Genomic DNA, 17,000 nt, shown 5'->3' on the forward strand with positions numbered 1-17,000 from the left:
ATGTCTGCAACCCTAAACCCAAAGTATACATTTGATTCTTTTGTAATTGGTAATAGTAATAGGTTTGCTCATGCTGCGTCACTTGCTGTAGCTGAATCACCTGCGAAAGCCTATAACCCCCTATTTATTTATGGTGGAGTTGGTCTTGGAAAAACACATTTAATGCATGCTATTGGTCATTATATATTATCAAACAACCCAAAATCTAAGGTTGTTTACGTTTCTTCGGAAAAATTTACAAATGAACTTATTAATTCTATTAAGGATGACAAAAACGTAGAATTTAGAAACAAGTATAGAAATGTAGATGTACTTCTAATTGATGATATTCAATTTATTGCAGGTAAAGAACGTACACAGGAAGAATTTTTCCATACATTTAATGATCTTCATGAAGCAAATAAACAAATTATTTTATCTAGTGATAGACCTCCAAAGGAGATCCCAACTCTAGAAGATAGATTGCGTTCTAGATTTGAATGGGGACTTATAGCTGATATACAGCCACCAGATTTTGAAACCAGAATTGCTATTTTAAAGAAGAAAGCAGATGTAGAAAATTTAAATATTCCAAATGAAGTAATGGTTTATATTGCCACTAAAATAAAATCTAACATACGAGAATTAGAAGGTGCTCTTATTAGAATAGTAGCTTTTTCCTCTCTAACTAATAAAGAGATTGGAATAGATTTGGCGTCAGAAGCACTTAAAGATATTATTTCTAGTAGAAATTCAAAACAGGTAACTATCGAACTAATACAAGATATAGTTTCTAGCTATTTTAATTTAAAAGTTGAGGATTTCAAATCTTCAAGGCGTACAAGAAACATAACCTTCCCAAGACAAATCGCAATGTATTTGTGCAGAAAGCTTACAGATATGTCACTGCCTAAAATAGGTGAAGAATTTGGCGGTCGCGACCATACAACTGTAATTCACGCCTGTGAGAAAATATCCAAAGGCCTTAAAGAAGATGAAAATCTGCAAGATAACGTAGCAGAATTAACTAAAAAGATAAGTCAAAAATAGTATAATACTTTACTAACAGGTGTTAATACTATTTATATATAATGCTGTGTATAAAATAATACATAAAACACAGCTGTGGGTATTGTGGATAACTATGATTTTTTTTTGCATACTTATCCACAAACAGTTTTACCTAGCTTTGTTCAGGTCAGAAGGCTAAGATAGGTTTCTAACATATCAACAGCCCCTACTACTATTACTACTATTTTTAGATTATTATCTTACCTATCTTTAATAAATTTCCCATGTGGATAAGGAGGTCTTTTTTTTATGAAATTTATATGTGAAAAAAATATATTACAAGAAGCAATATCAAATGTTCAAAAGGCTATTACTGGAAAATCAACTATGCCTGTACTACAAGGTATATTAATAGTTGCCAGTAATAGACAAGTCACTCTTATAGGATCTGATATTGACTTAAGCATTGAAGCTAGAATTACTGCAGACGTTATAGAGGACGGAACTGTAGTTTTAGATTCAAAGCTCTTTGGTGAAATAATAAGAAAGCTGCCTAATAGTACAATTGAGATAACAACAGACGATAATAATGCTATTAAAATAGTTTGCCAAAAATCCTATGCCACTATAATACATATGAACGGTGGGGACTATCCGAGTTTACCTAACATAATCGAAAATATGATTTTCTCAATATCTCAAAGGGTTCTTAAAAACATGATGAGGGGCACTATTTTCGCAGTTGCTCAGGATGAAACTAGACCAATACTTACTGGCGTCCTATTTGAAATAAAAGATAAAAAGCTTAATCTTGTAGCTCTAGACGGTTATAGAGTTGCATTTAGAAGTGAACCAGTAGATAACGATTCGAACATTACTGCAGTAATCCCAGGTAAAACCCTAAGTGAAGTATCAAAAATATTAGAGGAAACAGATGAGCCGGTTAATATAACCTTCACACCAAACCATATACTATTTAATATTGGTAAAACAAAGGTTATATCAAGATTACTAGAAGGTGAATTCATAAAATATAGTTCAATAATACCAGAAGAATATAACTTGAAAATAACAGCTAAAAGATCTGAATTATTAAACTGTATAGAAAGAGCTTCTCTTATGGCAAAAGAGGGAAATACCAATTTAGTTAAATTTAACATTGAAGAAGATAACATGATAATTACCTCCAATTCTCAATTGGGAAAGTCTAGAGAGGAAATTAATATAATTTTGCAAGGTGAGCCTCTTCAAATTGCATTTAACTCAAAATATCTAATAGAACTCCTTAAAATAATGGAAGAGGAAGAAATTCTTATGGAATTTTCTAGTGGTGTTAATCCTTGTGTGGTAAGAAACAAAGAAAAAAATAATTGTACCTACATGGTATTGCCAGTAAGAATAAGAGCGACAAATAATTAACAAAGACATATTTATAATAATATTTGAGAAAAGAAGGTTTTAAAATGAATGAAATAAAAATTGAAACAGATATAATAAAATTAGATTCTTTTCTTAAATGGGCTGGAATAGCTTGTTTAGGAACAGAAGCAAAATATTATATTAAAAACCAAGATATTAAAGTAAATGGTGAAATAGAAACTCAGAGAGGTAAAAAATTAACTAAGGGTGATTTGGTCGAGTTTAACAATGAGGTTTATAAAATAGTTTAAAAATTTATAAAATAGTTTAGATGTTTATAAAAAAATGAAGTTTATAAAATAATATTAAATTATATTAATGCACCGGAAAATTTTTTAATATATCCGGTGCACAATTTATGTCTATAATATAAAAAATTATGTAAATTTATTTATACATAATAAATAATATAATTATATATATATGTTATAATTGTATTAGGTGATTGTATGCATATAAAATATTTACAACTTCTAAATTTTAGAAATTTCGATAGATTAGTTATAGAATTAAATAAAGGCACTAACGTATTTGTAGGAGATAATGCCCAAGGGAAAACAAATATTTTAGAAGCAATTTATTATTGTAGTTTGGCTAAATCTCACAGAACTAATAGAGATAAAGAATTAATAAACTGGAATGGCACAGAAGCATATATAAAACTTTATGTGTGCAAAACGAGACTGGATAAAAAGATAGAAATAAAAATTTTTAAAGAAGGTAAAAAAGGCGTTAATATAAATTCTATAAAAGTTCAAAAGATGTCAGAGCTCATAGGAAGCTTCAATGTGATTATGTTTTCTCCTGAAGATTTAAATATTGTTAAAGATTCTCCATCATATAGGCGGAAATTTTTAGATATAGAACTATGTAAGTTAAGCCGTCGTTACTACCATAGCTTAACGCAATATAAAAAAGTTTTAAATGAGAGAAACCTGGCCATAAAAAAATGGAATACAAATATTGATATTATAGATGTATATGACAAACAACTTAGTGAATTTGGTGCAATTATAATAAAAGATAGAATTAACTATATAGATAAATTGAACCAAAAGGGAAAAATAATACATAGTGATATAACATCTAAAAGTGAAGTAATTGATATTAAATATCTAACACCTATTAAGGAGCTAGATAATATACAAGAAAACTTGTATATGCTTTTATGTAAAAATAGAAAAAGAGATATAGAAACTAAAACTACATCAATAGGTCCCCATAGAGATGATTTTTCCATAGAAATTAATGGTGTGGATGCTAGAATATTTGGATCTCAAGGACAACAGAGAACTTCTGTTTTAACCATTAAATTTGGGGCACTGGCAATAATAAAAGAACTAACTGGAGAATATCCAGTATTATTACTTGATGACGTTTTGTCTGAACTAGATACAAAAAGGCAAGAATATATATTAAACTCTATAAGTGAAGTTCAAACATTAATTACCTGTACTGGAATCAATGATATAAAAAAATATTTAAATCCTGATAATAAGATATTTGAGGTTATATCAGGTAAATTAAAAGAGATTACATAGATTCACAATGGATCATTAAGGAGGATATTATATGTTTTTACATTTGGGAGAAAATGTAGTAGTGCCTATAAAGGACATTATAGGTATTTTTGACATGGAAACTACTATGTATAGCTCGGACACTATTCAATTTTTAAGAATGGCTGAAGAAGATGGTTTTGTAGAGCGGATAACAAAAAATATCGCTAAATCTTTTGTTATTGCTGAGGTAGATAAAAAAAGTAAAATATACCTATCGCCAATATCATCGCAAACACTATGCAAAAGAACAGAAACTGTATATTATGCGCTGTAGATTAGATTAGGAGGATATACATGGAAATAAATAATGGTTATGACGAGAGTCAAATACAAGTACTTGAAGGATTAGAAGCAGTAAGAAAAAGACCTGGTATGTATATAGGTAGCACTAGTATTCGTGGGCTACATCATCTGGTTTATGAAATTGTAGATAATAGTATAGATGAGGCAATGGCAGGGTTTTGTAAAAACATTGATGTATTTATACACCCAGACAATTCTGTAACTGTTATAGATGATGGACGTGGTATGCCCGTAGGAATACATCATAAAATGAAAATACCTACTGTAGAGGTTATAATGACTGTACTCCATGCAGGTGGGAAATTTGGTGGTGGAGCTTATAAAGTATCAGGTGGTCTTCATGGTGTTGGAGCATCTGTAGTTAATGCACTGTCTGAAATTTGTGAAGTTGAAGTTAAAGTTGATGGTGAAATATGGAAACAAACATTTTCAAAGGGGAAAACTACTAGTACACTAGTGAATATAGGAAAAACAGAGGAACATGGAACAAAAATTTTCTTCATTCCTGATGCAACAATTTTTGAGGAAATTGATTTTGATTATGAAACAGTATCTCAGAGACTTCGCGAACTTGCTTTTTTAAATAAAGGTATAAGAATAACACTTACAGACGAGAGAGAAGATAAAAAACAAGAATTTTTATACGAAGGTGGAATAAAATCCTTTGTAGATTATCTAAACAGAAATAAAGGGAAAATCCACGATACTATATACATTGAAGGACGTAAAGATGAATATATTGTTGAGATAGCATTGCAATACAACGATACATACACAGAAAATTTATTTTCTTTTGCTAATAATATAGATACAGTAGAAGGTGGAACTCACCTAGTTGGTTTTAAGACCGCTTTAACAAGAATAGTAAATGATTATGCTAAAAAATTTGGTTTCTTAAAAGAAAATGATAAAAATCTATCTGGTGAAGACGTACGAGAAGGTCTTACAGCAGTAATATCTATAAAACTTACGGATCCTCAATTTGAAGGTCAAACAAAAACTAAACTTGGAAATAGTGAAGTAAGAGGCATAGTTGATGGCATAGTTGGTGAGGCTATTAGCAATGTTCTAGAGGAAAATCCAGAGCTTGGTAAAAAAATAATAGACAAATCATTGAACGCCGCTAGAGCCCGCGATGCAGCAAAAAAAGCAAGAGAACTTACAAGAAGAAAATCAATACTTGAAAGTACTACTCTTCCTGGGAAATTATCCGATTGTGCTTCAAAAGATCCTATGGAATGTGAAATATACCTTGTCGAGGGAGACTCAGCTGGTGGCTCTGCAAAGCAAGGCAGAGATAGAAAATTTCAAGCTATACTTCCTCTTAAAGGAAAAATAATGAATGTTGAAAAGCAAAGAATTGATAAGATGCTGGCATCACTCGAAATTAGAGCTATGATAACCGCATTTGGTGCTGGTATAGGAAAAGATTTTGATGTAAAAAAAATAAGGTACGATCGTGTTATTATTATGACAGATGCGGACGTAGATGGAGCGCATATTAGAACACTACTACTAACGTTCTTCTATAGATACATGAAAGAATTAGTAGAAGGAGGGCACGTATATGTAGCTCAACCTCCACTATATAAGGTTTCTAAGGGTAAGAAAGATCATTATGTATATTCTGATCCAGAGTTAAAAAATTATCTCCTTGAAATCGGTGGAAAAGATAATAACACTGATATCCAAAGATACAAAGGTCTTGGAGAAATGGATGCACATCAACTTTGGGATACAACAATGAATCCAGAGGAGCGAGTTCTGCTTCAGGTCCATGTAGAGGATGCAATGGCAGCAGATGAGATATTTACTATTCTTATGGGCGATAAAGTAGAACCTCGTAGAGAGTTTATACAAGAAAATGCTAAGAAAGTTCTTAACTTAGATATATAGTAGGTTAGTGTAATTACCCAAACACATGCAAAAATCTTTTATTGTTTTTCATGCGTTGTTAAAATATATTGTTTGAAGAGGTGTAACAGATGAATAATCAGGGAAAAATTAAACCTATTGATATACGGTCCGAAATGAAAAAATCCTATATAGATTATGCTATGAGTGTTATTGTAAGTCGTGCTCTTCCAGATGTACGGGATGGTCTTAAACCTGTTCATAGAAGAATATTATTCTCTATGCATGAACTAGGATTAACACCAGAAAAGGGATATAGAAAGTGTGCAAGAATTGTTGGAGACGTTTTAGGTAAGTATCACCCACATGGCGATACTGCAGTATATGGCGCATTAGTTAGAATGGCTCAAGATTTCTCTCAAAGATGTATTTTGGTTGATGGTCATGGTAATTTCGGTTCTGTAGATGGTGATGGGGCAGCTGCCATGAGATATACAGAAGCTAAAATGAGTAAAATTACAACACAGATGCTCCGTGATATTAATAAAGAGACAGTAGATTTTATTCCTAACTTCGATGGAGAAGAAAAAGAGCCCTCAGTGCTACCATCAAGATTTCCTAATCTTTTAGTTAATGGATCAACAGGTATCGCCGTAGGTATGGCAACAAATATACCTCCACATAATTTAATAGAAATTGTAGATGGAGTACTCATGGTTATTGATGACTCAGAAGTTACTATAAGTGATTTGATGACAAAAATAAAAGGACCAGATTTTCCTACAGCAGGAATTATTCTAGGAAGAGCAGGAATAAAAAGTGCTTATGAAACAGGAAGAGGAAGAATCCTAGTAAGGGCTAAAACAGATATTGAAGAGAATAAAGGCAGAAATTCAATAATAGTAACAGAATTACCTTATCAAGTTAATAAAGCAAAACTTATAGAAGGTATTGCAGATTTAGTAAAAGACAAGAAAATAGATGGAATATCAGACCTTAGAGATGAGTCTGATAGAGAAGGTATGAGAATTGTTATAGAACTAAAAAGAGATGCAAACCCTAATATAGTATTAAATAGGCTATTTAAACATACCAGGATGCAAGATACTTTTGGAGTTATAATGATAGCTCTTGTAAATGGAGAACCACAAACATTAAATTTAAAACAGTGTTTAGTTCATTATTTAGAACATCAAAAAGAGGTAGTAAGAAGAAGAACTCAATTTGATTTAGATAAGGCACTAGCTAGAGCTCATATCTTAGAAGGTATGAAAATTGCACTAGACCACATTGATGAGGTAATTCGTTTAATAAGAGCATCTAAAAGCATCAGTGAAGCTAAAGAAAGTTTAATGAATGCGTTTGAACTATCAGAAAAACAAGCTGTTGCTATTGTTGAAATGAGACTTGGAAGGTTAACAGGTCTTGAAAGAGATAAGATTGAAGATGAGTATAACGAAATAATGAAAACTGTTAATTATTTAAAAGGAATATTAGCAGATGAAATGGTATTACTTAACATAATTAAAGATGAGCTTATAGAAATTAGAAATAAATATGGTGATACTAGAAGAACAGCAATAGAAAAAAATCCATATAGCATAGATGAGGAAGATTTAATTCAAGAGACAGATGTTGTAATAACTCTAACTCATGCAGGTTATATAAAGAGACTTCCAGCTGACACTTATAGTGCTCAAAAAAGAGGGGGTAGAGGTATACAAGGTGTTACTACAAAAGAAGATGACTTTGTAGAACATATATTTATAACCTCCACTCATAATAATCTACTGCTATTTACAAACAAAGGAAAAGCATTTAGATTAAAGGCATATGAAATTCCAGAAGGTGGAAGAACAGCTAAGGGAACAAACTTAGTAAATATTATACCACTGGCCAATGACGATAAAATTCAAGCTGTTATATCTCTTAAAGAATTTACAGAGGATAATTATCTTATAATGGGAACCAAGCATGGTTTAATTAAGAAAACATCCCTTGATAAATATTCTTCTATAAGGAAGAATGGCTTAAATGCAATAAATTTAAGAGAAGATGATGAATTAATCGGAGCTGCAATAACTACAGGAGATAGCGAAATGCTATTTGCTACAAGAAATGGTTATTCCATAAGATTTAGTGAAAAAGATGTAAGAGGTATGGGAAGAACCGCAACTGGAGTTAAGGCCTTAACACTTCGACAAGATGACATTGTAGTGGCTATGAATATTGCTAAACCTGAAGAAGAACTTTTAGTTATAAGTGAAAATGGTTTTGGAAAAAGAACCGTAGTTTCACAATACTCACTTCAGCACAGAGGTGGTAAAGGAGTAATAACTTATAAGGTATCAGAGAAAACAGGAAAGCTTGTAGGTGCTAGAATAGTAAAAGACGGAGACGAAATGATACTTATAAACAGTAATGGTATTGTTATAAGATTAAATGTATCCGGAATATCGACTACAAGTAGAAATACTATGGGAGTTACTTTAATGAAGAATGGCGAAGGTGATAATATCGTTGCTATTGCTAAAATAAATTGTAGTGATGAAAGTATTTCAGATGAAGATTCTTGTAAATTGCAGAATTCATTACTAGAAGAATTCGAAGAAAATCCACTTAATGAAGAGAATGAATTAGATACAACTGATGAAACAAATGATTATACAGATTATGAAACGGAAGACGATACAGAAAACAAAACAGAAGATAATACAGAAGATTAACTTGTAATATTAAAGTACTTATCCCAAATTATTTGGGATAAGTACTTTTTTTAGTATATAATGAACCTAGTGTATCTCAAGCAGTAAACTAGAGAAAAATAAAGGTATATATAGAAAAATGATTATAATCTACTAAGGAATAGAGCTACTTAAAATACAGGATGGAATAGATTTGATACAATACTCCTTGTCGTCACGAGCGAGAAACAATAACAGTTTAATTTTAAAAGTTAGGTAATTTTCTAAGCTTAAAATAATGTTTTAAAAATAGAAAAATATATTGACAATTTGTGAATTAGATAGTAAAATTGTAGAAGTCGTCACATGATGATAAATAAAGTTGGTCTTTGAAAATTAAACAGAGAAATAGGTAAAATAGCGAAATAATATTTCGTTAGACCAGTTAATTACTTTAGATAAAAAAGTAATTTTAGTCGTAAGACTAAAAAGTATGTAATGAGCTTGCTAACCAGCTTAACAGTTGGCGCAGATTATTCATTTCAAATAAAAAGTGTAAACTTTTAAATTGAGAGTTTGATCCTGGCTCAGGACGAACGCTGGCGGCGTGCCTAACACATGCAAGTCGAGCGATGAAACCCTTCGGGGTGGATTAGCGGCGGACGGGTGAGTAACACGTGGGTAACCTGCCTCAAAGAGGGGAATAGCCTCCCGAAAGGGAGATTAATACCGCATAATATGTTTTGGTCGCATGATTGAGACATCAAAGGATTCTCTTTAGAGTTTCCACTTTGAGATGGACCCGCGGCGCATTAGCTAGTTGGTGAGGTAACGGCCCACCAAGGCAACGATGCGTAGCCGACCTGAGAGGGTGATCGGCCACATTGGAACTGAGACACGGTCCAGACTCCTACGGGAGGCAGCAGTGGGGAATATTGCGCAATGGGGGAAACCCTGACGCAGCAACGCCGCGTGAATGATGAAGGCCTTCGGGTTGTAAAGTTCTGTCTTCTGGGACGATAATGACGGTACCAGAGGAGGAAGCCACGGCTAACTACGTGCCAGCAGCCGCGGTAATACGTAGGTGGCAAGCGTTGTCCGGATTTACTGGGCGTAAAGGATGCGTAGGCGGACATTTAAGTCAGATGTGAAATACCCGAGCTTAACTTGGGTGCTGCATTTGAAACTGGGTGTCTAGAGTGCAGGAGAGGTAAGTGGAATTCCTAGTGTAGCGGTGAAATGCGTAGAGATTAGGAAGAACACCAGTGGCGAAGGCGACTTACTGGACTGTAACTGACGCTGAGGCATGAAAGCGTGGGGAGCAAACAGGATTAGATACCCTGGTAGTCCACGCCGTAAACGATGAATACTAGGTGTCGGGGGTCGAACCTCGGTGCCGCAGTTAACACAATAAGTATTCCGCCTGGGGAGTACGATCGCAAGATTAAAACTCAAAGGAATTGACGGGGGCCCGCACAAGCAGCGGAGCATGTGGTTTAATTCGAAGCAACGCGAAGAACCTTACCTAGACTTGACATCCCCTGCATAACCCAGAGATGGGCGAAGTCCTTCGGGACAGGGTGACAGGTGGTGCATGGTTGTCGTCAGCTCGTGTCGTGAGATGTTGGGTTAAGTCCCGCAACGAGCGCAACCCTTATCATTAGTTGCTACCATTAAGTTGAGCACTCTAGTGAGACTGCCCGGGTTAACCGGGAGGAAGGTGGGGATGACGTCAAATCATCATGCCCCTTATGTCTAGGGCTACACACGTGCTACAATGGTGAGTACAAAGAGATGCAAGACCGCAAGGTGGAGCCAAACTCAAAAACTCATCCCAGTTCGGATTGTAGGCTGCAACTCGCCTACATGAAGCCGGAGTTGCTAGTAATCGCGAATCAGCATGTCGCGGTGAATACGTTCCCGGGCCTTGTACACACCGCCCGTCACACCATGAGAGTTGGTAACACCCGAAGTCCGTGAGGTAACCGTAAGGAGCCAGCGGCCGAAGGTGGGATTGATGATTGGGGTGAAGTCGTAACAAGGTAGCCGTAGGAGAACCTGCGGCTGGATCACCTCCTTTCTAGGGAGTAGATGCAAAGACTTCGGTCAATGCAAAACATCTACTGTAATTACTCGTAACCTATTCTCTGTTTAATTTTGAGAGACTAATTTTAGTTAACTCTTTGGAGTTAACTAAAAATTTAATCTTTCTAAAAATGTTCTTTGAAAATTGCACAGTGAAATTAAAGTTGTTTTAATAAGTTAAAACTACGTAAGTAGTTAGATGGATTTAATACAATTTCGCAAAATTAATTAAACGTCTATGTAAATAGATAAGATTGTTTATGCAAATAGACAATAGATAAAGGTTAAGCTACAAAGGGCGCATGGCGAATGCCTTGGCACTAGGAGCCGAAGAAGGACGCGTTAAGCTGCGATAAGCTTTGGGTAGGCGCAAATAGCCTGTGATCCAAAGATTTCCGAATGGGGGAACCCACATAGTAACAACTATGTACTGCATACTGAATAAATAGGTATGCAGAGGTAGACCCGGGGAACTGAAACATCTAAGTACCCGGAGGAAGAGAAAGAAACATCGATTTCCTAAGTAGCGGCGAGCGAAAGGGAAAGAGCCCAAACCTAGGTCTTTGACCTAGGGGTTGAGGATAGATCATAAATACTGCAATTCCTTAATTGAAGATAGCTGGAAAGCTGCTCCGCAGAAGGTAATAGGCCTGTAAATGAAAAGGAAAAACAGTCAGATCTAATCCAGAGTACCACGAGACACGTGAAACCTTGTGGGAAGCAGGGAGGACCACCTCCCAAGGCTAAATACTACCTAGTGACCGATAGTGAAGAAGTACCGTGAGGGAAAGGTGAAAAGAACCCCGGAAGGGGAGTGAAATAGAACCTGAAACCGTGTGCCTACAACCGGTCGGAGCACTTTATATGTGTGACGGCGTGCTTTTTGTAGAACGAGCCAACGAGTTACGATATGTAGCGAGGTTAAGTACTTAAGGTACGGAGCCGAAGGGAAACCAAGTCTGAATAGGGCGTATAGTTGCATGTCGTAGACCCGAAACCGGGTGACCTATCCATGGCCAGGATGAAGCGGAAGTAAAATTCCGTGGAGGTCCGAACCACGTTGGTGTTGAAAAACCATGGGATGAGCTGTGGATAGCGGAGAAATTCCAATCGAACTCGGAGATAGCTGGTTCTCCTCGAAATAGCTTTAGGGCTAGCGTCGATTAATTGAGTAATGGAGGTAGAGCACTGAATGAGCTAGGGGCTGACAACAGTTACTGAACTCTATCAAACTCCGAATGCCATATACTTTTATTTCGGCAGTCAGACTGCGAATGATAAGATCCGTAGTCAAAAGGGAAACAGCCCAGACCATCAGCTAAGGTCCCAAAGTGTAAGTTAAGTGGAAAAGGATGTGGGATTTCTAAGACAACTAGGATGTTGGCTCAGAAGCAGCCACTCATTCAAAGAGTGCGTAATAGCTCACTAGTCAAGAGATCCTGCGCCGAAGATGTCCGGGGCTAAAACTTACCACCGAAGCTATGGGTGTACACTATGTGTACGCGGTAGAGGAGCTTTCTGTACTGGCTGAAGTCATACCGTAAGGAGTGGTGGACGGTACAGAAGTGAGAATGTTGGCATAAGTAGCGAGAGTTAAGTGAGAATCTTAACGGTCGAAAACCTAAGGTTTCCTGAGGAAGGCTCGTCCTCTCAGGGTTAGTCGGGACCTAAGCCGAGGCCGAAAGGCGTAGGTGATGGACAATCGGTTGATATTCCGATACCACCAATGGACGTTATTAGAAATGGGATGACGCAGGAGGATAAGATGTGCACACTATTGGATGTGTGTCTAAGCATTTAGGCGGAGCAAGCAGGCAAATCCGTTTGCTCTTAACGCTGAGATGTGATGGGGAAGGGAATTTATTCCTGAAGTATCTGATTCCACGCTGCCAAGAAAAGTCTCTATCGAGGATATTGGTGCCCGTACCGCAAACCGACACAGGTAGGTGAGGAGAGAATCCTAAGACCATCGGAAGAATTGCTGTTAAGGAACTCGGCAAATTGACCCCGTAACTTCGGGAGAAGGGGTGCCTACGAAAGTAGGTCGCAGAGAATAGGCCCAAGCAACTGTTTAGCAAAAACACAGGTCTCTGCTAAAGCGAAAGCTGATGTATAGGGGCTGACGCCTGCCCGGTGCTGGAAGGTTAAGGGGATTACTTAGCGCAAGCGAAGGTATGAACTTAAGCCCCAGTAAACGGCGGCCGTAACTATAACGGTCCTAAGGTAGCGAAATTCCTTGTCGGGTAAGTTCCGACCCGCACGAATGGCGTAATGATTTGGGCACTGTCTCAACAGCACATCCGGCGAAATTGTAGTGCCAGTGAAGATGCTGGCTACCCGCGATTGGACGGAAAGACCCCGTAGAGCTTTACTGTAGCTTAGCATTGAATTTCGGTATTGTCTGTACAGGATAGGTGGGAGACTGAGAAACATGGGCGTCAGCCTGTGTGGAGTCATCCTTGGGATACCACCCTGACAGTACTGAGGTTCTAACTGGAGGCCATGAATCTGGTCACAGGACATTGTTAGGTGGGCAGTTTGACTGGGGCGGTCGCCTCCAAAAAAGTAACGGAGGCGCTCAAAGGTTCCCTCAGCGCGGTTGGAAATCGCGCGAAGAGTGCAAAGGCAGAAGGGAGCCTGACTGCGACACCTACAAGTGGAGCAGGGACGAAAGTCGGACTTAGTGATCCGGTGGTACCTCGTGGGAGGGCCATCGCTCAACGGATAAAAGCTACCTCGGGGATAACAGGCTGATCTCCCCCAAGAGTCCACATCGACGGGGAGGTTTGGCACCTCGATGTCGGCTCGTCGCATCCTGGGGCTGAAGTAGGTCCCAAGGGTTGGGCTGTTCGCCCATTAAAGCGGCACGCGAGCTGGGTTCAGAACGTCGTGAGACAGTTCGGTCCCTATCCGTCGCGGGCGTAGGAAATTTGAAGGGAGCTGTCCTTAGTACGAGAGGACCGGGATGGACAAACCTCTGGTGCACCAGTTGTCACGCCAGTGGCATCGCTGGGTAGCTATGTTTGGAAGGGATAAACGCTGAAAGCATCTAAGCGTGAAGCCCACCCTGAGATGAGATTTCCCATAACTCGTGCGTAAGCACGGTGTTAGTAAGACTCCTGGAAGAACACCAGGTTGATAGGTTAGAGGTGTAAGCATGGTAACATGTTCAGCTGACTAATACTAATAAGTCGAGGGCTTGACCTTAATATATATATGAAGCGAAAAATTTCACTGTGCAATTTTGAGAGAATATCTCATAAAGTGTATTGACAAGTTAGCTATAGCTTGATATACTCTTATAGTAAGGTTAATACCTTATAAATCTGGTGATTATGGCATGAAGGTAACACCCGTTCCCATACCGAACACGAAGGTTAAGCTTCAATGCGCTAATGGTACTGCAGGGGCAACCTTGTGGGAGAGTAGGTCGTCGCCAGGTAAATGTATGGATCTTTAGCTCAGTTGGTTAGAGCTACCGGCTCATAACCGGTCGGTCCGGGGTTCGAATCCCTGAAGGTCCACCATACGGGGATATAGCTCAGCTGGGAGAGCACCTGCCTTGCACGCAGGGGGTCAAGGGTTCGATTCCCTTTATCTCCACCAAAAAACAGTCCAATACGGACTGTTTTTTATTTTGTCAGAAATTAATTTGAAATTAAATTTTTTATGGATTTATTACATAAAAAGTATTACAATATAACAGTAATAATATATAAGTAATATAAATATGAAAGGGGTTTGATGATGTCACTTTATAGAGTAAAACAGTTTTACAGGTCAATGGTTTCTAAAATTAATGATGAGGATATAGATTTTCTTAGAATGTATTTAGAGGTTTATGAATTGCAGTTATTCCATCAATTACCTACTTATGAGCAAAAACACTGTATAAATGTAGCTAGGGATGTAAAATCCACTTGTAATCAAAGAGTGTTACAATCAAAATATTTGATAAAAGTTGCACTGTTACATGATATAGGTAAAATATATAGTAATATGAATCCAATAGATAAATCTATAATGGTTATAATGCATAATATAACAAATGGAAGAATTGAATCACATAAAAAGAACAAAAATGTTAATATGTACTATAATCATGGAGATATAGGATATAATTTATTAAGAAAGTATGGTTATGATGATAGGTTTTTGTTTTTAGTGAAAAATCATCATAACAATAACATAACTGAGGATACAGAATTAGACTTATTAAAAGAATGTGATAATAGAAATTAAGAAGCTAGCATATAGTTTCTTTTTTTATTGCCATAATTTATTACTGTAATAAAGTATTTCTAATAATATATAAAAAGTGTTAGAATATAATTAATACAAAAATCTGGAGGATAAAATGAATTCAAAGCAAAGAAGAGAATATATTAAAAATTTACTAATTAACAATAACGCTACATATAAAGGTCAGTTCTTAGCAGAGGAATTAGGAGTTACAAGACAAGTTATAGTAAAGGATATTGCAATTACAAGAGCAGAGGGATTAAATATAATTGCAACGCCTGAAGGCTATTTAATACCTAATGAAGAAAGTAATTATGTGAGAAGAGTAATAGCGGTAGCACATGGCAAGGAAGATATATATAATGAGCTAGAATGTATTGTTAAATTTGGTGGAATAGTAGAGGATGTAACAGTAGAACACTCTTTATACGGCGAAATAAGAGCAATGCTCATGATAAAAACTCTAATGGATATTGAAAAATTTACAAATAAATTTAAAGAATTTAATGCGCAGCCACTATCTGCACTAACTAATGGAGTACATTTGCATACTATAAAAGCAGATAATGAGGAAATTATAGAGTGTATTATAAAAGAATTAAAAGATAAAAATTATTTGATTTCTGATTAACACACCTGTAGATAATATTATTTAAATTAACCATCAAATAAAATAAAAAACCAAGGAGTAGAATTATGGAAAACGTTGCACTTTTAAAATGTATGGAATATGATGTTGATTTAATAGAAGAAAAGTTACGACAGGGTTTTGAATTACTTGGTGGACATGATTTTTTAATGGAATTAATACCAAAGGATAGTGTGGTACTTTTAAAGCCTAATATGTTAAGCATTGAAAATAAAGAATCACCGGTAGTAACTCATTATGCTGTTTTTGAAGCAGTTATTAGAATTATAAGAGAATATTCTAATGATATCAGCTTTGGAGATTCACCTGGTTTTGGAGATTCAAGAAAGGCAGCAGAACGATCTGGTCTTATGGAAGTGGCTGATAGATATGGAGTTAAATTTGAAGATTTTAAAGAATCTGTTCATGTTAAATTGGATAATTCTATTTTATGTAAATCTTGGAACATAGCAAAAGCTGCTTATGATGCAGATGTTGTAATATCATTGCCAAAACTTAAAACGCATGCTATGGCTTATTATACAGGGGCTGTAAAAAATCAGTTTGGTTGTATACCAGGAACGCAAAAGGCGACTTGGCATACAAGAATGCCTGATGCAAATAATTTTTGTAAAATGCTACTAGATTTAAATACAGCCGTTGGAACTAATTTTGCTATTTTAGACGGTATAATTGCCATGGAAGGTAATGGACCTAAAAGTGGGGATCCACATAAAATGAATACACTAATTATGGGAAAGTGTTTAACAGCGGTGGATTCTGTTGCAGTTAGGCTTATAGGATATGATAACCCTTTGGATACACCTGTTTTAAAAGAGGCATATGATAGTAAATGGGGAGCAGTACTTCCAGGTGATATAAATATACTTGGTGAAGAATTAGAAGTTATGAAAGCTAAAAATTTTGTGCTTTGTAGAAAGGGCGGTAATTTCTATTTTATAAATCCAAGAGTAACTAATTTTCTAAGAGGAATGATAGCACCAACTCCTACACTTATTAAAGATAGATGTATAGGGTGTGGTAGGTGTGCAGAGGTATGTCCAGAAAATCCACCAGTAATTGAGATGGTGAAAAAAGGAGGTATATTAAATCCTAAATGGAATATGCATGAATGTATAAGATGTTTTTGTTGTCAGGAATTATGCCCAGTTGGTGCAATTGAAACAAAATATTCGAATTTAGGTAAATTACTAAAACTTGATAAGAGGTGAT

The 17,000-nt window shown here is 36.2% G+C and carries 10 protein-coding genes, 2 tRNA genes and 3 rRNA genes; all 15 read left to right on the forward strand.

Annotated elements, in window-relative coordinates:
• A partial coding sequence (gene dnaA / locus G9F72_RS00005) for a chromosomal replication initiator protein DnaA (RefSeq protein WP_224617358.1) occupies nt 1-1,029 on the forward strand: 1,029 nt, incomplete at its 5' end.
• A 270-nt stretch (nt 1,030-1,299) separates the two neighbouring features.
• On the forward strand, nt 1,300-2,409 hold the full coding sequence (gene dnaN / locus G9F72_RS00010; RefSeq protein ID WP_164957319.1) for a DNA polymerase III subunit beta: 1,110 nt from the start codon (nt 1,300-1,302) through the stop codon (nt 2,407-2,409).
• A 44-nt stretch (nt 2,410-2,453) separates the two neighbouring features.
• Entirely contained in the window at nt 2,454-2,660 is a 207-nt protein-coding gene (locus tag G9F72_RS00015; protein ID WP_164957320.1) for an RNA-binding S4 domain-containing protein, read from the forward strand.
• Between the two features lie 198 nt (nt 2,661-2,858).
• Complete coding sequence (gene recF, locus G9F72_RS00020) at nt 2,859-3,950, forward strand: DNA replication/repair protein RecF (RefSeq protein ID WP_164957321.1); 1,092 nt, start codon at nt 2,859-2,861, stop codon at nt 3,948-3,950.
• 31 nt (nt 3,951-3,981) lie between these two features.
• Nucleotides 3,982-4,245: an extracellular matrix regulator RemB gene (gene remB / locus G9F72_RS00025; RefSeq protein WP_164957322.1), complete on the forward strand. Its 264-nt coding sequence runs from the start codon at nt 3,982-3,984 to the stop codon at nt 4,243-4,245.
• Nucleotides 4,246-4,265: 20 nt separating this feature from the next.
• Nucleotides 4,266-6,170, forward strand: coding sequence for a DNA topoisomerase (ATP-hydrolyzing) subunit B (gene gyrB, locus G9F72_RS00030; protein ID WP_164957323.1), 1,905 nt, complete (start codon nt 4,266-4,268; stop codon nt 6,168-6,170).
• Nucleotides 6,171-6,259: 89 nt separating this feature from the next.
• A complete protein-coding gene (gene gyrA, locus G9F72_RS00035; protein ID WP_164957324.1) occupies nt 6,260-8,854 on the forward strand; it encodes a DNA gyrase subunit A in 2,595 nt (864 codons plus the stop codon).
• Between the two features lie 522 nt (nt 8,855-9,376).
• Nucleotides 9,377-10,892, forward strand: a 16S ribosomal RNA gene (locus G9F72_RS00040).
• A gap of 287 nt (nt 10,893-11,179) precedes the next feature.
• A 23S ribosomal RNA gene (locus G9F72_RS00045) occupies nt 11,180-14,104 on the forward strand.
• A gap of 118 nt (nt 14,105-14,222) precedes the next feature.
• Nucleotides 14,223-14,339, forward strand: a 5S ribosomal RNA gene (gene rrf / locus G9F72_RS00050).
• The 16S, 23S and 5S rRNA genes sit together here with 2 tRNA genes alongside, the layout of an rRNA operon.
• Nucleotides 14,340-14,347: 8 nt before the next feature.
• Nucleotides 14,348-14,424: transfer RNA gene (locus G9F72_RS00055), tRNA-Ile, on the forward strand.
• Nucleotides 14,425-14,427: 3 nt separating this feature from the next.
• Nucleotides 14,428-14,503 (forward strand) — tRNA-Ala (locus tag G9F72_RS00060).
• A 141-nt stretch (nt 14,504-14,644) separates the two neighbouring features.
• A complete protein-coding gene (locus tag G9F72_RS00065) occupies nt 14,645-15,139 on the forward strand; it encodes an HDIG domain-containing metalloprotein (RefSeq protein ID WP_164959916.1) in 495 nt (164 codons plus the stop codon).
• Nucleotides 15,140-15,254: 115 nt separating this feature from the next.
• Nucleotides 15,255-15,770, forward strand: a complete 516-nt coding sequence (locus G9F72_RS00070; protein WP_164959917.1) for a transcription repressor NadR — start codon at nt 15,255-15,257, stop codon at nt 15,768-15,770.
• Between the two features lie 65 nt (nt 15,771-15,835).
• Nucleotides 15,836-16,999, forward strand: coding sequence for a DUF362 domain-containing protein (locus G9F72_RS00075; RefSeq protein ID WP_164959918.1), 1,164 nt, complete (start codon nt 15,836-15,838; stop codon nt 16,997-16,999).
• Nucleotide 17,000: the final 1 nt, after the last annotated feature.

The sequence above is a fragment of the Clostridium estertheticum genome (assembly GCF_011065935.2).
GTDB classification, from domain to species: domain Bacteria; phylum Bacillota; class Clostridia; order Clostridiales; family Clostridiaceae; genus Clostridium_AD; species Clostridium_AD estertheticum_A.

Bases quoted from the DNA above. Each gene is read 5' to 3' on its own strand.
- G9F72_RS00015 (WP_164957320.1), top strand. From the start codon at position 2,454: ATGAATGAAATAAAAATTGAAACAGATATAATAAAATTAGATTCTTTT.
- remB (WP_164957322.1), top strand. From the start codon at position 3,982: ATGTTTTTACATTTGGGAGAAAATGTAGTAGTGCCTATAAAGGACATT.
- G9F72_RS00075 (WP_164959918.1), top strand. From the start codon at position 15,836: ATGGAAAACGTTGCACTTTTAAAATGTATGGAATATGATGTTGATTTA.
- dnaN (WP_164957319.1), top strand. From the start codon at position 1,300: ATGAAATTTATATGTGAAAAAAATATATTACAAGAAGCAATATCAAAT.
- gyrA (WP_164957324.1), top strand. From the start codon at position 6,260: ATGAATAATCAGGGAAAAATTAAACCTATTGATATACGGTCCGAAATG.
- G9F72_RS00065 (WP_164959916.1), top strand. From the start codon at position 14,645: ATGTCACTTTATAGAGTAAAACAGTTTTACAGGTCAATGGTTTCTAAA.
- recF (WP_164957321.1), top strand. From the start codon at position 2,859: ATGCATATAAAATATTTACAACTTCTAAATTTTAGAAATTTCGATAGA.
- G9F72_RS00070 (WP_164959917.1), top strand. From the start codon at position 15,255: ATGAATTCAAAGCAAAGAAGAGAATATATTAAAAATTTACTAATTAAC.
- gyrB (WP_164957323.1), top strand. From the start codon at position 4,266: ATGGAAATAAATAATGGTTATGACGAGAGTCAAATACAAGTACTTGAA.